This window comes from Bradyrhizobium erythrophlei (assembly GCF_042430365.1).
Classification (GTDB): domain Bacteria; phylum Pseudomonadota; class Alphaproteobacteria; order Rhizobiales; family Xanthobacteraceae; genus Bradyrhizobium; species Bradyrhizobium erythrophlei.
Window position 1 is genome coordinate 1 of the sequence record NZ_JBHMET010000213.1, and the last position, 20956, is coordinate 20956.

The following is a 20956-nucleotide window of genomic DNA, read 5'->3' on the forward strand; positions in this document are numbered from 1 at the left end:
ATGAACCGCTATCATTAGGATAAAACCGCCTTCCCGGAGCTAACTGGACAGGCTCCTAGGCCTGAAGCGGTCTGAAACTCCCGCACTGCGACGCCGAAGCCGGCGCCGAGGTTCATGTCGTCTCGCGACTGAACAACCCATCCGCAAAGGGCGAGGCGCCGGTCAATCAACGACCTGGCCCTGTCCTCGGGATGAAATGCACTTTCGTTCACAAGCAACTTTTTACGCGAAGCCCGGACAGATCGGAAGCCCCGATGTCCAAAAGGGTAACTGCCCACCATCCCTACCCCAACCCCGCCCTCCGAAACGCCTCCACATAATGCTCCCGCTCCTCATCCAGCCTGAACGGCATCTCGCTTGCGAGCCACGCCAGCGAAACCCCCGGCTGGGCCATCCGCAGCGCCTCTAGCGCCGTCCGCGCCAGCTCATCCTGCCCGGCCATCGCGGCGGCCGCCGTCAGCACGCGGTGGGCGCCGACGAAATCGGGGCGGAGGCGGAGGCCTTCGCGGGCGAGGCGGATCGCGTCCGGATAGTTGCGGCCGACGAACTGGCAGTAGGCGGCGACGCCGTTATAGATCGCGGCGAAGGGATCGCGCGGGGAGAGGCGCAGCGCGTGGCGGGCGGCGCGGTTGCCCTCCTCCCAGCGGCCGCAATAGGCGAGCGCCACACCATAAAGGCCGCGCGCCGGCGAGAAGCTCGGGTTCAGCCGCAGCGCGAGCTCGAACTCCGCCAATGAATCGTCGAAGCGGCGGTCGAACAGGTAGACGCTGCCGAGCGCGTAATGCGCCCAGGGGTCCTCGCTATCGGCATGGATCGCCGCGAGCGCCGCGCGCTCGGCGGTCGGCAATGTCGCCGCCATGTCGGCCCAGCCCATATGGGCGGAGAACATGTGGGTTGCCGCCAAGAGGCCGAGCGCGCGGCCATATTGCGGATCGAAGGCGACAGCCTTTTCCAGGAGCGCCTGCGCCACCAGGTGATCCTGCCGAGTCACCCGCCAGTAATGCGACAGCGCGCGCATCACGAGATCCCATGCGTCCATGTTGTCGGGCGCCTTGCGTGAGCTGCGAAAATTCTCGGCGGCGTAAAGCTGCGGCTCGATCGCGGCGACCACGGCCTCGGTGATCTCGTCCTGCACGGCGAAGACGTCGGCGAGATCGCGGTCGTAGCGCTCGGCCCAGAGATGGCTGCCGGTTGCGACATCGTTGAGCTGCGCGGTGATGCGGACGTGATCACCCTCCTTGCGCACGCTGCCCTCGACGACATAGGTGACGCCGAGCTCGGCGCCGATCTCCCTGATGTGCACGGCGCGGCCCTTGTAGACGAAGGAGGAGTTGCGCGCGATGCAATAGAACCAGCGCAGCTTCGACAGCGCGGTGATGATGTCCTCGCTGATGCCGTCGGAGAAATAGTCCTGCTCGCGGTCGCCGCTCATGTTGGTGAAGGGCAGGACCGCGATCGCGATGCGGTCGAGCGCGGGATGCCAGGCTGGGGGCGGCTCGCCGGGCGCGCCGCTCGCGTCCGGCCGGGACGGTTTGTCGCGCGTCGTGGCCGGTACGTCCGCGAGCAGGCCTACGAAGCGGATGCCCTTGCGCGCGATGGTGCGGATCACCGCCTGCCGCTCGCCACTGTCGCCGACCGCCTTGCGCGCGGCGTTGATGCGGCTCGTCAGTGTCGATTCCGAGACGATGCGGCCGCCCCAGATGGCTTCGATCAGGTCGTCCTTCGAGACGACGCGGTCGCGATTTTCGATCAGATGGACGAGGAGGTCGAACACCTGCGGCTCGACCGCAACGCGCGCGCCGCCGCGGCTGATCTCCCGCAGGTCGGTGTCAAGCACATGATCCGAAAAGACAAATCGCAACGGCCTATCCTTGCGCGACAGTTGGTAGAGCAGCGATCTCGCCACGGGTTCGCTGCACCTCTCCCGCCTGCGGGTGGGGGCTCTCTCCACGATGCGACTCGCGGAGAGAGCCCCCACCCCAGCCCTCCCCCGCAAGCGGGAGAGGGAGCGCACCTTCCGCGCGGCGGCAGTCCGACCTCATTTCATCATGGCTCCGGGTCGTCTCAACGAAAAATCACGCCCGCCTCAAGGCATAATCCGGCGTCCCTCGGAGTCTTTGAGTTCGTGCCCAGCCATAAGGTTCAGCGCGGCGGACATCGTGACGCGCCGCCCACCTTGGAGGAGGAGACATATGGCCACCAACGCGACTGCCACGAGTTCCACTTCAGAGGCGCCGGCGGCGCCCGATCTTGCCGCGATCAAGGCCAGGCAGCAGGCGGCGTGGTCGTCGGGCAATTACGCGATCGTAGGCAGTACCCTGCAGATCGTCGGCGAACAGCTCTGCGAGAGCCTGGACCTGAAGGCGGGCGCAACCGTGCTCGATGTCGCGGCCGGCAACGGCATGGCCTCGCTCGCCGCCGCGCGGCGCTGGTGCGAGGTGACCTCGACCGATTATGTCGCTGCCCTGCTCGAACGCGGCCGCGCCCGCGCCGCGGCCGAGGGCATGACCATCACCTTCCAGGAGGCGGATGCGGAGAACCTGCCGTTTGCGGACAACTCATTCGACGTCGTGCTCTCGACCTTCGGCGTGATGTTCACGCCGAACCAGGAGCGCGCGGCCGCCGAGCTGTTGCGCGTGTGCAAGCCGAAGGGCCAGATCGGGCTCGCCAACTGGACGCCGGACGGATTCATCGGCCAGGTGTTCAAGACGCTCGGCAAATATCTGCCGCCGCCTGTGGGCGCGAAGTCGCCGGCGATGTGGGGCACGCGCACGCGCCTGGCCGAGATGTTCGATGCGGACGCAGCCGCGATCAAGGTCGAGCCGCGCCACTTCAACTTCCGCTACCGTTCGGCCGAGCACTTCCTCGACGTGTTCAAGACCTATTACGGCCCGGTGCTCAAGGCATTCGCGGCGCTCGAACCGGCAAAGCAGACCGAGCTGCACAACGATCTGCACGCGCTGATCGTGCGCATGAACCGCGCGCGCGTCGGCAGCATGGTGGTGCCGAGCGAATATCTCGAAGTCGTCATCACCAAGCGGTGAGACGCAACAGATCTGCGATCACGATCACGACTGCGAACCGCGACGGGACTGCGCTCCCTCGCCCCGCACTTGCGGGGAGAGGGTTGGGGTGAGGGGCTCTATCCACGAGCAATGCGCGTGGCCGCACCTGTACCCCCTCACCCGGAACGCATCTTGCGATGCGTTCCGACCTCTCCCCGCAAGCGGGGCGAGGTTGATCGGAGATCGCCGCTCGCCCCTGACTCGCAAATCACGATCGCGACGGCAGCGATCACGATCATGCTCGCAACCGGGCTTCGCTGGAATAACGCGAGGCCCGGATTGTTCGCGTCGTGACGCGGGTGCGACGCATCCGCTTTCGACAACGAGAACAAACGGGATTGCTTGATGACTGGTTTGGACAAGACGTCGTCTGCCGCGCGCAACCGCGCGTCGGTGGTGGCGCTGCACTGCTCGCTCGGGTCGGGACGGCAATGGACGAAGCTGATGGGCGCGCTCGCCGGCCACCAGTTCATCGCGCCTGATATTTCCGGCTACGGCATCTCGGCCGGCGGGCGCGACTGGCCGTCGACGCTGGCCGAAGAGGTCGCCTATCTCGGTCATCAACTCGCCGGCGCGACCGGGCCGATCCATCTGGTCGGCCATTCCTATGGCGGCGCCATCGCATTCAAGCTCGCGACGTCGGAGCCTTACGCAAGGCGGATCCGCAGCCTGACCCTGATCGAGCCGGTGCTGCCGACGCTGCTCCGCGATGCGCCGGCGGACGCGCGGCTGCACGATCGCTTCGCGCGCGTCGCCCAGGACGTGTCGCAGGATATCTTCAACGGCGCGGTCCTGGACGCGATCGACAGGTTCTCCGCGTTCTGGGCCGGCTCCGGCCCGCGCGAGCAGGTGTCGCAGGGCTCGCGGCTGCGCATGATCGAGCAGGCCGACAAGCTCACCTTCGATTTCGCCGCGGCGTTTGCCGAGGAGAACGTGATCGCGGCGGCGCGCCGCCTGCGGGTGCCGACACTGCTGTTGTCGGGCGGATTGTCGCCCTATGTGACCCAGCGCATTGTCCACAAGCTCGCCGCGATCATTGCTGGCGCCGAGCTCAGGCATCTGCCGGAGGCCGGCCACATGCTGCCGGTGTCGCATGCGGTGCGGGTCAATCCCGAGATCGCGCGGCATGTCATCCGCGCCGATGAGCTGGCGAAAGTGCAGCTTGCGGCTGATACGGGCGGGCCGGACGCGGCCGAAGCGGCCGAGCCGCCGCCTAGCTCGGCGCGGCCGCATCTGGTATTCAGGAGGGACTTCATTTGACGCGTTTTCTTCACGCGAACCGGTACCCACTTCGCTTGAAAACGCTTCGACTCTGGGAATAATGCGCCGATGATTTCACGTAGAGCGCGTGCGTCCGCCCTGCTTGCGGCCGGCATGATCGTGCTGGCCCGGCCTGCCGTTGCCGCCGGCGAGACCGAGGCGCCGAAGGGCGCCGCGGTCACCGTGCTGAAGGCCACGAAATTCTGCTTCGGCAATATCGTGGAAGTCTCCGGCATCGTCTTGCCGCGCGACGAGCAGCAGGTGCGCCCCGACCGCTTCGGCTTGAAGGTCACCGAGGTGCTGGTCGATGCCGGCGACACCGTCACCGCGGGCCAGGTGCTGGCGAAGCTGACTGACGGCACTAACGCGATCAACGTGGCGGCGCCGGTCGCCGGCGTGATCTCGGCGTCATCGGCAACCGTCGGCGCGACCGCATCAGCCAAGGGCGAGGCGCTGTTCTCGATCATCGCTAGAAGCGAATACGATCTGGTCGGCATGGTGCCGACGCGCGATATCGCCAAGCTGCAGGCCAACCAGACCGCGCGGATCAAGATATCAGGCGCCGGCGAGGTCGATGGAAAGGTGCGCCGCGTCGCGCCGACGGTCGAGCCGAACAGCCAGCTCGGCCAGGTGTTCGTGGGCATCACCGGCAACCGGCGGCTTTTGGTCAATTCAAGTGGCCGCGCGCAGATCAAGACCGGGCAGAGCTGCGGCGTCTCGGTGCCGCTGACCGCGATCCTCTATTCCACCGCCGGCACCGTGGTGCAGGTGGTGCGCCGCGACCGCGTCGAGACGCGGCGGGTCGAGACCGGGCTGATGTCGGCCGGACAGGTCGAGATCCGCGAGGGCATCCAGGAAGGCGAGATCGTCGTCGCCCGCGCCGGCGCGCTGCTGCGCGAGGGCGACCCGGTGCGCCCGGTGACCGCGAACGCGGACGGGAAGTAATCCTCGCTACGTCCACATCGTCGTCCCGGCGCAGGCCGGGACGACGATGTGGAGGGAGTTCGGCCTCAGCCGCCGAGCTTGATGTCTTCGAGCAGCGAGGACGACACCGAGGGCACCTGCTCGCCTTCGCTCGAGCGCGAGATCGCGACGCGGGTCTTGTTGAAGGCGCTTTCGGCGCCGGCCTGGGCGTTGAGGTTGTTCAGGAGCTCCGACACCAGCACGCTGTTCGGCGCCTTCGAGTCGTCGGCGACCTTGCCCGGCGTCGCCGAGGTCAGCACCAGCGTGTTTTCCGGCGGGCTGATCGGGGCGAGACCGTGCGAGAACGAGCGGAAGCGGCGCTCGTAGGGGTTACGGCGCGAGGCGTCGAGCACGACGAGCTTGGCCTTGGCGCCCTGCTCCTTCATCGCATCGAGCACGGACTCGACGCTGACGCCGGTGCGCTTCACGTCGGCTTCCTTCCAGATCGCGGCGTCGACCGGGATCATGTAGCTCTCACGGCCGACCTGCACGCCATAGCCGCCGAAGAACAGCATCACGACGGTATCGGGGCGGATCTTGGCCTTCATGCGCGCGACCGCGCGGACCATGTCGTCTTTGGTCGCGTCCTCGACGACGTCGACGTCAAAACCCTCGTGGCGCAGCGTCGCCGACAGCGTCCGAGCGTCGTTGATCGGCTGGGCCAGCGGTGCGGCGGCATCCGGGTAATGGCCGTTGCCGATGATCAGCGCCAGACGGGAGACGCCCTTGGCGGCGCCGGCAGTCTGCTCGGCGGCGACGGCCTTGGCGGCATCGAGCGAACGCTTGTTGAGCGCGGCATGGGCGCCGATCACCAGCGACACCGTGCCAGCCAGCGCCACAGCGACGGCGATGGTCCGGCGGGAGATGCGAAGCTGCCTGAGGTCCATAGCGTTCCTAATCCCAATCATTGTCCCGTGGCGCTCAACAAGGTCGTCGCGCCAGTTAGTCGCGTAAGTCACGGTCAGGTTTTAATGGGGTTGCGAGGTGGTGTGCCGACGAATTGAACTCAATTTGCGGCACCGCAACAAACAAACCCTTAACCCGACGGGGCCTCCGGAGCAACCCGGTTTGGCGCATAGAACCGACCCCGCCCGACTATTGACCGGAACGGCGACCAATTATGTGACTCACATCACATTTGAATTTTCCGCAGATTCATGTAGCTTTCCAACGACTTGCGGGATTTGGGGGAATCTCAGGAAACGCCATCAGGGTGGCGGCGTTAACCGGTTCCAGCAGAAAGAGATTCATGGGTTTTCATACCATCGCTGGTGCGGTGTGCCGGGCGCTGACGGTCAAAAAGGACGGGCCGTCGCTTTACGACGTCTGCGACCCCCTGCTCCAGAAGTATCGCGGCGGCGACGCCCATCTCGGACAATTCTATCGGACGGCGCTCGGCAATCCGGCGCTCCGGCCGCTGCTCCGCCGCACCGGCCTGCCCGCGCTGAAGGACCCGGAACGGCTCGCCCGCCTGCGCGAGGCGCTGACGCGCGCCCGCGACGACGAGACGCCGGACTGGGCCGCGGTCGGCGGGCCCATTGCCGAGCTGATGGACGATCTCGATCTCAGCCACCCGAAGCCGCCGGCCGCAGCCGCGCCGGCGCGCGCGCCCGCGATGGCCGAGATCGACAAGGTGATCCGGGCTACCGGATCACACCTGCTGCGCTCGTTCGGAAAGAACGGCTTCATCCCGACCTACGCCGCCTTCAACCTGATCGGCGATCCCGACATCGGCGGGCGCGAGATGCTGATGGCGCTGACCGGGCTGAACGCGCGCGGATACAAGAACTCGACGCTGCTGTTCAGCCTCGCCCGGATCTTCATCGCGCATTCGCCGGCGCGCGCGCTGATCAACCCGCCCTGGCGGGGGATCGCCGAGCCGATGTGGGAGCCGGTGCAAATCCGCCATCGCTCGGCCTATTACGACGCCTTCTTCACCGAGGCGCTGCTCGGCTTCGTCGAGACCGGGCTCGCGTCGCCGGACCAGGCCGGCACCGCACGGCGGGCGATTTCCGAGATGGTGGATTTCTGCCTCAAGATCAGCGCCGAGGAGGTGCCCTCGCATGACGGCTCGACGGTGAAGGTGATCACCGCGCTGGCGCCGGGACGGCATCCCCGCTTCTCGCGCTTCTTCGCCCAGATCAAGCAGGATCTCGGCTTCGGCATCTACGTGCCGGACTGCGACACCACGGCCTGCTCGTTCTCCGTGGCGACGCAGGCCGGATCCGACGATCCGATCCTCGCGCAGCCGCTGCTCGACTTCTATCGCGGCTATCAGGTTAGAAGCGGCGCCAACGAGCCGCGCGTCACCGTGCCGCTGAACGACAACGTCGATTACGAGGGCGGCGTCGTCACCTGGATCGACAACCTCAACGGCGACCGGCCCTATGGCAATGATCTCGATCCGACGCTGAACCTCGACATTCTCGAGGTCTCGTTCCGCAATCTGACACGCTGGAAGATCATCGAGACGCCGCAGCGGCTGGAGACGGTGCATCGCATCATCGGCTTCCAGAAGCGGCTGGTCGAAAGCGGCGCGTTCACCAATCCGCGCTCGCATATCTATTACCTGCCGGAACTCTATTCCGCCTATTTCGGCCGCTGCTACGCCGCCTTCGTCGCGCTGCCGCTGGCCGCCCAGCGCATCATCGATCCCGAAAACGTCTTCGCGCTGATCCGCGCCCGCGTGCTCGGCTATGTCCAAGGCGAGCTGATCGCCCATGAGATGAACCCGTTCGACGCCGCGCTCGCGCTGATGGCGCTGGCGCATCTGAACGCCGAGGTCGCGACGTTCACGCCCGCGCTGCACTGCATCGTGCAGCATCTCGGCGAAGGCGGTCGGCACGGGCCCTACAAGGCCTATGAGTGGAACAAGATGAAGACGCCGACCCGGATCCTGGTCGGCGGGCCGGAGGTGACGTCGGCCTTCGTTCTGATGGGACTGGCGCTGGCGAAGCGAAGAATGACAGCCCCGTAGGATTGTAGGATCGTAGCCCGGATGGAGCGCAGCGAAATCCGGGGTCTTCGCGCTGGCGACGAGCTATCCCGGATTGCGCTTCGCTCCATCCGGGCTACGGGGCTGCGGATGACGCGAAGTTGAAACCGGCCGTAACACAACGGCCCTTGGCACGCTCGCCCAATTGCCCGCACAATCCATGGCTTTTGAACGTTCATCCTCGCCGGGACTGCCGATGCCAACGAAGACGCTGCTCCTTGCCGCCCTGCTGCTGTCGCTCCCGACGCTGGCGCAAGCCGCCGACATCACCGGCGTGCCGAAGATCCGCGACGGCGATCAGATGGTGATCGGCAACACCCGCATCCGCCTCGGCGGCGTCGACGCGCCGTCGACCGACCAGCTCTGTCTCAACACCCATGGCGAGCGCTGGACCTGCGGAGTCGCCGCGCGCGACGAGCTGATCAAGCATGCCGGCAACAAGAGCTGGACCTGCCATACCCGCGCGGTCGACCGCCGCGGCCGCACCGTGGCGCGCTGCGAGGCCGACGGCGAGGACATCCAGAAATGGCTCGTTACCAACGGCTGGGCGCTGGCCAATACCCGCGTCTCGCACGACTATGAGGCCGATGAGAAGGCGGCGCGCGAGACCAAGGCCGGGATGTGGCAGGGCGCCTTCATCGCGCCGTGGGACTGGCGCGTGCGCAACAAGAAGACCGCGATCCTCGGCAGCGTGAAGCCGCCGGAGAACGCCCACGCGATCCTGCTCGCCTCGGCCTCGGGTTCGGTCGCGCCCTCGCCCGACTGCACCATCAAGGGAAACGTCAACCGTTCCGGCGAATGCATCTATCACCAGCCGACCAGCCGCTGGTATGCGAAGATCGAGATGAAGATCGCGAAGGGCACGCGCTGGTTCTGCTCGGTCGAGGAGGCCGAGGCCGCCGGCTGCCGCGAGACGCGGCGTTGACGCCTGTTGGCATAGAGCTGAATTGCAGCCGCATCGGAGCTAGACTCCCTCTCCCGCTTGCGGGGGAGGGCCGGGGTGGGGGCTCCCTCCACGAGTCATATCGTGGAAAGAGCCCCCACCCGTAGCGCATCTGTCGATGCGCTACGACCTCCCCCGCAAGCGGGAGAGGTGAAGCGCGCCCGCGGATGGACCGCGTCAGGAAGGCCCCGTGACCGACATCCAGTCCAGTCCGCATGCCCTGCGCAAGCGCGACCGCATCCGGCGCGCCGAGCTGCTGCTGCTGTTTGTCCTGATGAGCTATCTGCTCGCAGCCTATCTGGCGCTGCCGGCGTTCTGGAAGCACTACGAGCATCAGAAGGGGCTCGCCAATTTGCCGATGGTGACGCGCACTGCGCAGGGTATTCCCGGCGATCCCATGAACATCGGCCTGATCGGCGACACCAAGGATGTGGTCTGCGCCATGCACGCGGCCGGCTGGTATCCGGCCGATCCGATCGCGCTGAAATCGTCGATCGAGATCGTCGGAAGCGTGCTGCTCGATCGTCCCTACCGCGACGCGCCGGTGAGCAATCTGTTCTATCTCGGCCGCCGCGAGGACCTCGCCTTCGAGAAGCCGGTCGGCACGAGCGCCGATCGCCGCAACCATGTGCGCTACTGGCAGGTGCTCGATTCCGGCGAGGAGCAGCGCCCGGTGTGGCTCGGCGCGGCGACGCTGGACCGCAGCGTCGGCCTCAGCCGCTACACCGGCGCCGTGACCCATCACATCGGCGCCGACCTCGACGCCGAGCGCGCGCTGCTCGCGGCCGATCTTGAGACCGCAGGCATGGTGACCACGAAATATCAGGTGACCGGGATCGGCCCGACGCTCTCGGGACGTAACGGCGGCGGCGATCGCTATTACACCGATGGCGAGATCTGGGTGTTGCGGCTGGTCGAGGCCTGCCGCCGGCACGACGGCCCGGTCGAGACGATCCCAAGCCCGATGGCGACCGACTTCAAGGACCAGGTTTGGCACGGCGTCGTCCAGGCGATCGGGAAATGATGCGGCCGGTCACACACGGGCGACCACCGCTCCGCGCTTTTTGAAGCTCAGGATTGCGCCGCCATGCTCGCAATCGGCGGTCCAATCGCCTATCTTGGCAGCTTGACCCCTCACACGCCTGATTCCGCGTTTTACCCAAAAGGAACAAGAAGATGACCGTTCGCGCGGGCCGGGAGTTTCTGGCCATCCCCGGGCCCACCACGATGCCCGATCAGGTGCTGCAGGCGATGCATCGCCCGGCGCTGGACATCTACTCCGAGCAGATGGTCGAATTGACCGAGAGCCTGCTGCGCGACCTCTCGAAACTGTTCGCCACCAAGGGCAAATCCTACATCTACATCTCCAACGGCCATGGCGCCTGGGAGGCGACGCTGTCCAACGTGCTGTCGCGCGGCGACAAGGTGCTGGTGCTGGAAAGCGGTCGTTTCGCGATCGGCTGGGGCCAGGCGGCGGCCGCGATGGGGGCCGAGGTCGAGGTGCTGAAGGGCGATTGGCGCCGTGCGATCCGCCCCGCGGAGGTCGGGGAGCGGCTGAAGCGCGACAAGGAACACAAGATCAAGGCGATCCTTGCAGTGCAGGTTGACACGGCGTCCGGCGCCTACAACGACATCGAGGCGATCGGCAAGGCGATCAAGGCCGCCGGCCATCCCGCGCTGTTCATGGTCGACACCGTGGCCTCGCTCGGCTGCACGCCGTTCGAGATGGACAAATGGGGGATCGACGTTGCGATGTCCGGCTCGCAGAAGGGCCTGATGACGCCGCCGGGCCTCGGCTTCGTCGCCGCCAATGACCGCGCCTGGGAGGTGCACAAGCGCGCCAATCTGCGCACGCCCTATTGGGACTGGACCGAGCGCGAGGGCTCAGAGCACTACCGCAAATATGCCGGCACCGCGCCGGTGCATCTGTTGTTCGCGCTGCGCGAGGCCATCAACATGCTCCAGGCCGAAGGGCTCGAAAATGCATTCGAACGTCACCGCCTGCTCGCGGAAGCCGTGCGGCGCGCGGTCGCCGTCTGGGCCGAAGGCCAGGTGCTGGGCTTCAACATCGAGGAAGCCGCCGAGCGATCCAACACCGTGACGACAGTGACCGTGAAGGGCGCCGATCCCGCTTCGATCCAGCGCTATGCCAAGGAGAAATGCGGCGTGGTGCTCGGCACCGGCATCGGCGACCTGCAGGGCCAGGCCTTCCGCATCGCCCATATGGGCCACGTCAACGCGCCGATGGTGCTCGGCACGCTCGGCGTCATCGAGGTCGCGCTCAACGCATTGAAGATCCCGCACGGCAAGGGCGGCACCGACGCCGCCGTGCAGTGGCTCGGCGAGAGCGTGAAGGCGTAGGCCTACGAGCGTGAGCGTCTAGTTTAAAGGTCGTAGGATAGTCTTGCCTAACGCGTCGTCCTGAAAAACGCTGGGCACGCCCTTATCCCCGTCATTGCGAGCGAAGCGAAGCAATCCATCGCACCACAAGTGGAAACATGGATTGCTTCGTCGCTATCGCTCCTCGCAATGACAGCGGGGGCACGACCTCTCGGTATGACGGAAATGCATTTGCGTTCCCAGCTCTGAAAGCAGCAGAACACTTTCCGCCGCCACCATTTTCAGCTTTACTGCCGGCAATAGCCGGGCCCTGATCCCTGCAACAAAATGAAATGGAGGGATCGCTTGGCGTCGGTGGAGTTGCGCGGCCTGATCAAGCGGTTCGGTTCGTTTGTCGCGGTCGATGATGTCTCGCTCACAATCGATCACGGGCAACTGGTCTGCCTGCTCGGGCCGTCCGGGTGCGGCAAGACCACGACGCTGCGGCTGATCGCCGGGTTCCTCGAGCCCTCCGGCGGCGTGATCCGGGTCGGCGATCGCACCGTTTCGTCGAAAGCCCGCACGCTGCCGCCCGAGCAGCGCAACATGTCGATGATCTTCCAGAGCTACGCGCTGTGGCCGCACATGACGGTGGCGGAGAACGTCGTCTACGGCCTGCGCCTGCGTAAAATGGACCGCGACACGATCGCAACGAAGCTCGGCGCGATCCTGGCAACGACGAAGCTCGAGCCGCTGGCGCAGCGTTATCCGGGCGAGCTCTCCGGCGGCCAGCAGCAGCGCGTGGCGCTGGCGCGTGCGCTGATCGTCGGCCCCGAGACGCTGCTGCTCGACGAGCCGCTGTCCAACCTTGATGCCAATCTGCGCGAGGAGATGCGGTTCGAGATCCGCCGACTGCATGACGAATATCGCTACACGACCGTCTACGTCACCCACGACCAGTCGGAGGCGATGACCACGGCCGACCTCATCGCTGTCATGAATGCCGGCAAGATCGACCAGCTCGGCAGCCCTGAGGACATCTATGCGCGCCCCGAATCCGAATTCGTCGCGCGCTTCATCGGCGCGGCGAATGTGATCAAGGCCACCGCGCGCGACGATAACCATGTCACCTTCGCCGGCGCGACCCTGCAGGTGGTCGGTGCGAAGCTTGCCGCCGGCCAGAGCGCGCCGGTCGCGATCCGCCAGCACGAGATCGAGCTTTCGACAGAGGCGCCGGCCTCGTCATTGAACACGCTCAAGGCCACCGTGACCCGGCAGGTCTATCTCGGCATGCACCGCGACTACATGGTGGAGACGTCAGACGGTACCGCGCTGCGCGTCACCACGCCGACGGAAACCGCGGTCGAAAAGGGCCGCGAGGTCTGGTTGACATTGCCGCCGGAGCGCTGCCGGGCGCTCAGCCGATAACAAGAGACGGAGCGAGGCGATGCAGAGGCGAATTTCACGACGCGGTGTCCTGAAAGGTTCGGTCGCGGTGGCGCTCGGCACTGTCTTCGCGTCGCCTGCCCGCGCCGCGGCGCCGGAGCCGACCGCGATCACGCCAGCGCTGGTCGACGCCGCGAAGAAGGACGGCAAGATCGTCTTCTATTCGTCGATGGACCTGCCGGTCGGCGAGAAGCTCGGCAAGGCGTTCGAAGCCGCCTATCCCGGCATCACGGTGCAAATCGAGCGCTCCGGATCGGAGCGGCTGTATCAACGCGTCGCACAGGAATTCGAATCCAACGTCCACGCCGCTGACATCGTCAACAGCGCCGATGCTTCGCATTTCATCCCCTGGAAGAAGAGCGGCTGGCTGATGCCGTTCGTGCCCGAGGACGTCGCGAGGCATTTTCCGCAACAATACCGCGATCCCGACGGCATGGCCGTGACCACGCGGCTGTGGCTGTCATCGATCGCCTACAACACCAACCTGGTGAAACCGGGCGACGCGCCGAAGAGCTTTGCCGACCTGCTCGACCCGAAATGGGCGGGCAAGATGGTGAAGGGCCATCCGGCCTATAGCGGCACGATCATGACCACGACGTTCCAGCTCGTGCGCGAGCTCGGCTGGCCGTATTTCGAGAAGCTGGCAAAGCAGCGCGTGATGCAGGTGCAGTCCTCGACCGATCCGCCGAAGAAGCTCGCACTCGGCGAGCGCGCCGTGATGGCCGACGGCAATGAATACGGCATCGTGCTCCTGAAGGAGGCCGGGCAACCGGTCGAGCCGGTCTATCCGACCGAGGGCACGCCGACGATATCAGGGCCGACCGCCATCTTCGCCAGCGCGCCCCATCCCAACGCCGCAAAGCTGTTCCAGGCTTGGCTGCACACCCGCGAGACCCAGCAGTTCTTCGTCGATTTCACAGCGCAATATTCCGTGCACGCGCAGGTGCAGTCGAAGCCGGGACGGCGCAAGCTTGGCGACATCAAGCTGATGAAGGAGGACCCAGCCGGGGTGGAGGCGATGACCGAAGAGATCAAGACGCGCTATGCGCGGTTGTTCAAGGTTTAAATCCTCATGAGGGGATAGGTAGGATTCGCGGATAATGACCACAATCGCCACCCCCACCCCTAAACCCCGCATCGACTGGACACGTCCGGTGCTGTGGCTGTTCGCGGCCGTGCTCGTTCTCCTCATCCTGCTGCCGCTGTCGTGGCTCGCGGTGTTCGCCTTCACCGACAAGAACCGGCATCCGACGCTGCAAAACTTCGTCACCCTGTTCACCAACCCCGATTTCCTCGATCCGCTGCTGACGACCGCGATCATCGCGACCAGCTCGGCCGTGATCTGCTGCGTCGTCGCGGCGCCGATCAGCTGGCTGGTGTCGCGCACCGACATGCCGGGGCGGCAGATCATCCGCGCGCTGGTGACGGCCTCCTTCGTGACGCCGCCGTTCCTCGGCGCGGTGGCGTGGGAATTGCTCGCGGCGCCGAACTCCGGATTGCTCAATCAGCTCTATCGCGTGTTCGCCGGCAGCGATGCCGACGCGCTGTTCGACATCTATTCGCTGACCGGGATCATCTTCGTGATCTCCTGCTACACCTTCCCGTTCGTGTTCGTGCTGGTCGCGAACGCGCTCGACACCATGCCGCGCGAGCTGGAGGACGCGTCCGCCATCCTCGGCGGCGGCGCCTGGACCACGGCGCGGCGGGTGACGATCCCGCTGGCGCTGCCGGCGCTGGTCGCCGGCGCGCTGATCGCTTTTCTGCAGGCGATGACGCTGTTCGGCTCGCCCGCGATCCTGGCGTTGCCGGCCGGTTTCCACACCATGACGACGAAGATCTGGAGCCTGTTCCAGTATCCGCCGAAGCTGGAGCTCGCGGCCGCCGCGGCCGTGCCGCTGCTTCTGCTCACCATCCTGCTGCTGCAAGGCCAGAAGGTGCTGCTCGGGCGGCGCGGCTATTCCGTGATCGGCGGCAAATATGGCGCGCCGCGCCGCGTCGAATTGAAAGGCTGGCGCCTGGCCGCGCTCGGCTTTTGCCTGCTGGTGCTGCTCAACCCGGTGTTCCTGCCCTATCTCGCGCTGCTCAATGCCGCGTTCTCGCCGAACGCGACCACGCTGGTGACGCCCTCGACCTTCACGCTGCACAACATCGTCTTCGTGTTCACCGAACTGTCGTCGACCCAGCTCGCGCTGAAGAACACGGTGATCCTCGGCACCGCGACCGCCACTGTCGGCACCATCCTCGCGCTCGTCATCGCCTATGTCACGACACGGCGGGTAATCGCCGGCCACCGCGTGCTCGCCTTCCTCGCCACCGCGCCGGTCGCAGTGCCCGGCATCGTGCTCGGCGTCGGCCTGTTCTTAAGCTACACGCGGCCGCCCTTCGTGCTCTACGGCACGCTGTGGATCCTGTTGCTGGCGTTCCTTACCATCAACCTGCCGTCGGCCTATCAGCAATTGCAGGCGGCGTTCACGACCATCCATCCCGAGCTCGAGGAGGCGAGCCGCATCCTCGGCGCGACGCGGCTGCAGGCGCTGTGGCAGATCACCGCGCCGTTGCTGCGCACCGGTGTGATCGCGACCTGGTGCTTCATCTTCATCGGCGTGATGCGGGAACTGTCGGCCGCGATCGTTCTGTTTACTTCGCAAACAAAAGTGCTGTCGGTGCTGATCTACGACCTCAACGAAAGCGGCGACCTCGCCGCGATCGCGGTGCTCGGCATTGCGATGCTGGTGATCACCTTCGGCGTGGTGCTCGCGGTGAACCGAATCCCGGTGTTCGGCGGCAATGCAGGCGCGCGATTGCGGAACGCATAGCTCCCTCCGCCGTCATTGCGAGGAGCAAAGCGACGAAGCAATCCATTCTTTCGTTTCGGGGAGAGATGGATTGCTTCGCTTCGCTCGCAATGACGGCAAAATCCGCGGCCTGATGCATCTGGCAATCGCCACATTCATCCCGATATAAGGCGGTATCCCCTGCACCATGAGGACCGTGTGACCGAAGCTGCCCACAAGACATCTCCGCAATCCCCGCCCGTTGCGCCGCGCCGGCCGCATTCCTTCACCAAACACGGCATCACGGTGACGGACGACTATGCGTGGATCAAGGATCCCCGGTGGCAGGAGGTGCTGCGCGATCCGTCGATCCTCGACCCTGATATCCGCACCTATCTCGAAGCCGAGAACGGCTACACCGAAAGCCTGATCGGCCACACCGACGCGCTGCAGAGAGAGCTCGTCAAGGAGATGCGCGGGCGGATCAAGGAGGACGATTCCAGCGTGCCGTCGCCGGACGGCCCGTTCGCCTATTTCAGGAAGTTCCGCGAAGGCGGCCAGCACGAGATGTTCGGGCGCATGCCCCGCGCGGGCGGCGATGCAGAATTCGTGCTCGATGGCGACGCGCTGGCGAAGGACCACAAATACTTCAAGTTCGGCGGCAGCCGGCATTCCAACGATCACAGGCTGCACGCCTGGAGCGCCGACACCAAGGGCTCGGAATATTTCTCCATCCGCGTGCGCGACTGGGCGACTGGTTCTGATCTCGACGACATTGTCGAAGAGACCGATGGCGGCGTAGTCTGGGCCGCGGATTCGAAGAGCTTCTTCTACGTCAAGCTCGACGACAATCACCGCCCGATGCAGGTGTGGCGGCACAGGCTGGGAACAAAGCAGGCGGACGACATCCTGGTCTACGAGGAGCAGGACTCCGGCTGGTTCACCCATCTGCACGAGAGCTCAAGCGGCCGCTTCTGCGTCATCGCGGGCGGCGACCACGAGACGTCGGAGCAGCGGCTGATCGACCTCGCCAGTCCCGATGCACCGCCGCGGCTGGTCGCAGCGCGCGAGGACGGCGTGCAATATTCGGTGGCCGACCGCGGCAACGAATTGTTCATCCTCACCAATGCCGACGACGCCATCGACTTCAAGGTGGTGACCGCGCCGCTCGCTGCGCCGGAGCGCGCCAACTGGCGCGACCTGATCCCGTATCGCGAGGGCATCTACGTGCTCGACGTCGAGCTCTATGCCGGCCATATGGTGCGGCTGGAGCGGGCCAACGCGCTGCCGGCGATCGTCATCCGCGATCTCAGGACGGGCGACGAGCACGCGATCGCCTTCGACGAAGCCGCCTATTCGCTCGACACCATGGGCAGCTACGAATTCGAGACCACCAACCTGCGCTTCTCCTATTCGTCGATGACGACGCCGTCGGAGGTCTATGACTACGACATGGCGAAGCGGACGCGGATCTTGCGCAAGCGCCAGGAGATTCCGTCCGGCCACAACCCGGCGGACTACGTCACGACGCGGATCATGGCGACCTCGCATGACGGCGCGCTGGTGCCGGTCTCGATCCTGCATCGCAAGGATTTCGTGCGCGACGGCAAGGCGCCGCTGCTGCTCTACGGCTACGGCTCCTACGGCATGGCGATGCCGGCGTCGTTTGCCGCCAACCGCCTGTCGCTGGTCGACCGCGGCTTCGTCTGTGCGATCGCGCATATCCGCGGCGGCTCCGACAAGGGCTGGGGCTGGTATCTCGACGGCAAGCGCGAGAAGAAGACCAACACCTTCGACGATTTTGCCGCGGCCGGCCGTACGCTGTGTGATGCCAAGTACACGGGTGCAAAACGCATCGTCGGCCATGGCGGCTCGGCCGGCGGCATGCTGATGGGCGCGGTGGCCAACCGCGCCGGTGAATTGTTCGGCGGCATCGTCGCCGAGGTGCCGTTCGTCGACGTGCTCAACACCATGCTCGACGACACGCTGCCGCTGACGCCGCCGGAATGGCCGGAATGGGGCAACCCGATCGAAAGCGAGAAGGATTTCCGCACCATCCTGTCCTATTCGCCCTATGACAATGTCGCCGCGAAGGATTATCCCGCGATCCTCGCGATGGGCGGCTTGACCGATCCGCGCGTCACCTATTGGGAGCCGGCGAAATGGATCGCGCGGCTGCGCGCGACGATGAAGGGCGGCGGCCCGGTCCTGCTCCGCACCAACATGGGCGCCGGCCATGGTGGCGCCTCCGGCCGCTTCAACCGGCTCGATGAGGTCGCGATCGTCTACGCGTTTGCGCTGTGGGCGGTGGGCATGGCGGAAAGGGCAGGGGTGTAGCCTTCGTAGCCCGGATGTAGCGAAGCGAAATCCGGGGCAGTCATGCCACCTGCGAGAGTCCCGGATTGCGCTGCGCTGCATCCGGGCTACGGGCTGATTGATGCGGAGGGAAGCGTCAGCTACCTCCCCTTCACCTTCCGCCAGGCCGCGAAATCCTTCAGCGTCTGTTCGTCCGTTGCGGGGTAAAGACCGAAGATGCCGCTGCCGTTGTGGACCTGCTCGGCGACGAAATCCTCGAACGCGGTCATCTCGAAGGTCTCGTTGGCGATCTCGTCGGCGAGATGCGCGGGAATGACGATGACGCCGTCGCTGTCGCCGAGGATCACGTCGCCCGGAAACACCGGCGCGTCGCCGCAGCCGATCGGTACGTTGATCTCGATCGCCTGATGCAGCGTGAGGTTGGTCGGCGCGCTCGGCCGGTGATGAAAGGCGGGGAAGCCGAGCTTTGCGATTTCGGCCGCATCGCGGAAGCCGCCGTCGGTGACGACGCCGGCGCAACCGCGCTTCATCAGCCGCGTCACCAGAATGGCGCCGGCGGATGCGGCCCGCGCATCCTTGCGGCTGTCCATGACAAGCACCGCGCCGGGCGGACATTCCTCCACCGCCTTGCGCTGCGGATGCGCGCGGTCGCGGAACACCTCGATCGTGTTGATATCCTCGCGCGCCGGCATGTAGCGCAGCGTGAAGGCTTCGCCGACCATGGTCGGCTGGTCCGGGCTTAGCGGATGGACGTCCTGGACGCACTGGATGCGGAAGCCGCGCTTGAACAGCGCGGTGGCGACGGTGGCGGTGGAGACGGTCCTGAGCTTGTTGCGGGTGGTGTCGCTGAGTTTTGACATGATGGCTTATCCTTGATTGACCGTCATTCCGGAGCGCTCGCGTCAGCGAGCGAATTACGACGCGCAATTGCGCATCTGAGAATCTCGAGATTCCGGGTCTGGTCCTTCGGACCATCCCAGAATGACGGTGGAACTAATAAATCGACGGCTCTCCGACCGGCCGGCCGAAGCCGGTTTCGAGGAAATCGAAGTCGCAGCCTTCATTGGCCTGCTTGATGTGGCGCGAGAACATCCAGCCATAGCCGCGCTCGAAGCGCCGCTCGGGCGGCCGCCATGCGGCGCGCCGCTCTGCGAGCTCGGTGTCCGGCACGTCGAGATTGGTGCTGCGCGCGGCGACGTCGAGCGTGATGCGGTCGCCGTTCCGCACCAGCGCCAGCGGGCCACCGATGAAGGATTCCGGCGCGACGTGCAGGATGCAGGCGCCGTAGGAGGTGCCGCTCATCCGCGCGTCCGACAGCCGCACCATGTCACGCACGCCCTGCTTCACGAGCTTGGTCGGGATCGGCAGCATGCCCCATTCCGGCATGCCCGGCCCGCCCTGCGGTCCGGCATTGCGCAGGATCAGCACGTGATCCGCCGTGACGTCGAGATCGGGATCGTCGACCGCCTTCTTCATCGACGGGTAATCGTCGAACACCAGCGCCGGGCCGGTGTGCTTCAGAAAGCGCGGGTCGCAGGCGGAAGGCTTGATCACGCAGCCGTCGGGCGCGAGGTTGCCCTTCAGCACCGCGAGCGCGCCCTCCTTGTAGATCGGGTTGTCGACGGTGCGGATGACGTCGTCATTGTGAACCTCGGAGTGGGCGATGTTCTCGCCGAGCGTCCGGCCTGACACCGTCATGCAGTCGAGATGCAGATGCGGCTTGATCCGGCTCATCAGGCCGGGCAGCCCGCCGGCGTAGAAGAAATCCTCCATCAGATAGAGGTCGCCGCTCGGCCTGACATTGGCGATCACGGGCACCTTGCGGCTCGCCGTCTCGAAGTCGTCGAGGGAGATATCCTGCCCGGCGCGGCGGGCCTGGGCGATCAGATGGATGATCGCGTTGGTCGAGCAGCCCATCGCCCATCGCCACCGCGATCGCGTTCTCGAACGCCTTTCGGCTCTGGATCTTCCGCGGCGTCAGGTCCTCCCACACCATCTCGACGATGCGGCGGCCGGCCTCCGAGCTCATGCGGATGTGGTTGGCGTCGGCTGCGGGGATCGAGGAGGCGCCGGGCAGCGTCATGCCGATCGCCTCCGCGATCGCGGTCATGGTCGAGGCCGTGCCCATGGTCATGCAGGTGCCGTAGCTGCGGGCAATCCCGGCCTCCATGTCAACCCAGTCCTTGTCGGAGATCTTTCCTGCGCGGCGCTCGTCCCAGTATTTCCAGGCGTCCGAGCCGGAACCCAGCGTCTTGCCCTTCCAATTGCCGCGCAGCATCGGGCCGGCCGGCAAATAGATCGTCGGCAGGTTCATGCTGGTGGCGCCGAGCAGCAGCCCCGGCGTGGTCTTGTCGCAGCCGCCCATCAGCACCACGCCGTCGACCGGGTGGCCGCGCAACAGCTCCTCGGCATCCATCGCGAGCAGGTTCCGGTAGAGCATGGTGGTCGGCTTCAGCAGCGATTCCGACAGCGACAGCGCCGGCAGCTCCAGCGGGAAGCCGCCGGCCATCAGCACGCCGCGCTTGACGTCGTCGACGCGGCTCTTGAAGTGCATGTGGCAGGGCTGCGCATCCGACCAGGTGTTGATGATCGCGATCACCGGCCGGTCCTTCCATTCCTCCGGCGCGTAGCCCATCTGCATCGCGCGGGAGCGGTGGCCGAAGGCTCTGAGATCATCGGGTGCGAACCAGCGGGCGCTGCGCAGTTGATCGGGGGTCTTGTTCTTGGTCATGGCGGCTGCCCCATCTTTCTGGACACTGCGGGTACGCGGTAAGCCTCGGAACATCATATGCTTGTAAGCGGGTATACCCCGGTTTCGCCAGCGTGTCGCGGAACCGGTCGGGATGGAACGCATCCGGCCGGAACTTGTTGCACG

Annotated in this window: 14 protein-coding genes and 1 pseudogene; 11 read left to right on the forward strand and 4 right to left on the reverse strand. The window is 65.8% G+C overall.

The genetic code is table 11. The annotated features are described in order from the left end of the window. Positions 1–283: 283 nt before the first annotated feature. Entirely contained in the window at positions 284–1861 is a 1578-nt protein-coding gene (locus tag ACFFWD_RS29850; protein WP_376971445.1) for a winged helix-turn-helix domain-containing protein, read from the reverse strand. 331 nt (positions 1862–2192) lie between these two features. Between ACFFWD_RS29850 and ACFFWD_RS29855 the strand changes: the two genes are divergently transcribed. The 3 genes from ACFFWD_RS29855 to ACFFWD_RS29865 all read left to right on the forward strand — a co-directional run bounded on the left by ACFFWD_RS29855 (position 2193) and on the right by ACFFWD_RS29865 (position 5270). Next, on the forward strand, positions 2193–3044 hold the full coding sequence (locus ACFFWD_RS29855; protein WP_376971447.1) for a class I SAM-dependent methyltransferase: 852 nt from the start codon (positions 2193–2195) through the stop codon (positions 3042–3044). Positions 3045–3410: 366 nt separating this feature from the next. Beyond that, positions 3411–4325 carry an alpha/beta fold hydrolase gene (locus ACFFWD_RS29860; protein WP_376971449.1) on the forward strand — a complete coding sequence of 305 codons (915 nt, stop codon included), beginning with the start codon at positions 3411–3413 and terminating at the stop codon, positions 4323–4325. Positions 4326–4394: 69 nt separating this feature from the next. Continuing rightward, positions 4395–5270, forward strand: coding sequence for an efflux RND transporter periplasmic adaptor subunit (locus ACFFWD_RS29865; RefSeq protein ID WP_376971451.1), 876 nt, complete (start codon positions 4395–4397; stop codon positions 5268–5270). Between the two features lie 65 nt (positions 5271–5335). On the opposite strand, the gene ACFFWD_RS29870 is transcribed toward ACFFWD_RS29865, so the two are convergent. Next, entirely contained in the window at positions 5336–6175 is an 840-nt protein-coding gene (locus tag ACFFWD_RS29870) for a caspase family protein (RefSeq protein ID WP_376971453.1), read from the reverse strand. A gap of 362 nt (positions 6176–6537) precedes the next feature. On the opposite strand from ACFFWD_RS29870, the gene ACFFWD_RS29875 reads away from it, so the two are divergent. The 8 genes from ACFFWD_RS29875 (at position 6538) to ACFFWD_RS29910 (ending at position 18102) form a co-directional block, all read left to right on the forward strand. After that, a complete protein-coding gene (locus ACFFWD_RS29875; protein WP_376971455.1) occupies positions 6538–8265 on the forward strand; it encodes a hypothetical protein in 1728 nt (575 codons plus the stop codon). A 214-nt stretch (positions 8266–8479) separates the two neighbouring features. Continuing rightward, complete coding sequence (locus ACFFWD_RS29880; protein ID WP_376971457.1) at positions 8480–9208, forward strand: thermonuclease family protein; 729 nt, start codon at positions 8480–8482, stop codon at positions 9206–9208. A 292-nt stretch (positions 9209–9500) separates the two neighbouring features. Beyond that, on the forward strand, positions 9501–10250 hold the full coding sequence (locus tag ACFFWD_RS29885; protein ID WP_376971483.1) for an LssY C-terminal domain-containing protein: 750 nt from the start codon (positions 9501–9503) through the stop codon (positions 10248–10250). Positions 10251–10402: 152 nt separating this feature from the next. After that, positions 10403–11587: a pyridoxal-phosphate-dependent aminotransferase family protein gene (locus tag ACFFWD_RS29890; protein ID WP_376971459.1), complete on the forward strand. Its 1185-nt coding sequence runs from the start codon at positions 10403–10405 to the stop codon at positions 11585–11587. A gap of 333 nt (positions 11588–11920) precedes the next feature. Continuing rightward, positions 11921–12973: an ABC transporter ATP-binding protein gene (locus ACFFWD_RS29895; RefSeq protein ID WP_376971485.1), complete on the forward strand. Its 1053-nt coding sequence runs from the start codon at positions 11921–11923 to the stop codon at positions 12971–12973. 19 nt (positions 12974–12992) lie between these two features. Next, the gene (locus ACFFWD_RS29900) at positions 12993–14057 is read left to right on the forward strand and encodes an ABC transporter substrate-binding protein (RefSeq protein ID WP_376971461.1); all 1065 of its coding nucleotides are present in this window, start codon (positions 12993–12995) and stop codon (positions 14055–14057) included. Positions 14058–14091: 34 nt separating this feature from the next. Beyond that, positions 14092–15807 carry an ABC transporter permease gene (locus tag ACFFWD_RS29905; protein WP_376971463.1) on the forward strand — a complete coding sequence of 572 codons (1716 nt, stop codon included), beginning with the start codon at positions 14092–14094 and terminating at the stop codon, positions 15805–15807. A 177-nt stretch (positions 15808–15984) separates the two neighbouring features. After that, the gene (locus ACFFWD_RS29910; protein WP_376971465.1) at positions 15985–18102 is read left to right on the forward strand and encodes a S9 family peptidase; all 2118 of its coding nucleotides are present in this window, start codon (positions 15985–15987) and stop codon (positions 18100–18102) included. 119 nt (positions 18103–18221) lie between these two features. Here the strand turns inward: ACFFWD_RS29910 and ACFFWD_RS29915 are convergent, their stop codons facing one another. Continuing rightward, positions 18222–18941, reverse strand: coding sequence for a ribonuclease activity regulator RraA (locus ACFFWD_RS29915; protein ID WP_376971467.1), 720 nt, complete (start codon positions 18939–18941; stop codon positions 18222–18224). Between the two features lie 133 nt (positions 18942–19074). Continuing rightward, positions 19075–20812, reverse strand: a pseudogene (gene araD, locus ACFFWD_RS29920) (L-arabinonate dehydratase). Positions 20813–20956: the final 144 nt, after the last annotated feature.

What these genes read in the sequence shown, in the direction of transcription:
- ACFFWD_RS29855 (WP_376971447.1), top strand. Translation starts at nt 2,193, where the DNA reads ATGGCCACCAACGCGACTGCCACGAGTTCCACTTCAGAGGCGCCGGCG.
- ACFFWD_RS29860 (WP_376971449.1), top strand. Translation starts at nt 3,411, where the DNA reads ATGACTGGTTTGGACAAGACGTCGTCTGCCGCGCGCAACCGCGCGTCG.
- ACFFWD_RS29865 (WP_376971451.1), top strand. Translation starts at nt 4,395, where the DNA reads ATGATTTCACGTAGAGCGCGTGCGTCCGCCCTGCTTGCGGCCGGCATG.
- ACFFWD_RS29870 (WP_376971453.1), bottom strand. Translation starts at nt 6,175, where the DNA reads ATGGACCTCAGGCAGCTTCGCATCTCCCGCCGGACCATCGCCGTCGCT.
- ACFFWD_RS29875 (WP_376971455.1), top strand. Translation starts at nt 6,538, where the DNA reads ATGGGTTTTCATACCATCGCTGGTGCGGTGTGCCGGGCGCTGACGGTC.
- ACFFWD_RS29880 (WP_376971457.1), top strand. Translation starts at nt 8,480, where the DNA reads ATGCCAACGAAGACGCTGCTCCTTGCCGCCCTGCTGCTGTCGCTCCCG.
- ACFFWD_RS29885 (WP_376971483.1), top strand. Translation starts at nt 9,501, where the DNA reads ATGAGCTATCTGCTCGCAGCCTATCTGGCGCTGCCGGCGTTCTGGAAG.
- ACFFWD_RS29890 (WP_376971459.1), top strand. Translation starts at nt 10,403, where the DNA reads ATGACCGTTCGCGCGGGCCGGGAGTTTCTGGCCATCCCCGGGCCCACC.
- ACFFWD_RS29900 (WP_376971461.1), top strand. Translation starts at nt 12,993, where the DNA reads ATGCAGAGGCGAATTTCACGACGCGGTGTCCTGAAAGGTTCGGTCGCG.
- ACFFWD_RS29905 (WP_376971463.1), top strand. Translation starts at nt 14,092, where the DNA reads ATGACCACAATCGCCACCCCCACCCCTAAACCCCGCATCGACTGGACA.
- ACFFWD_RS29915 (WP_376971467.1), bottom strand. Translation starts at nt 18,941, where the DNA reads ATGTCAAAACTCAGCGACACCACCCGCAACAAGCTCAGGACCGTCTCC.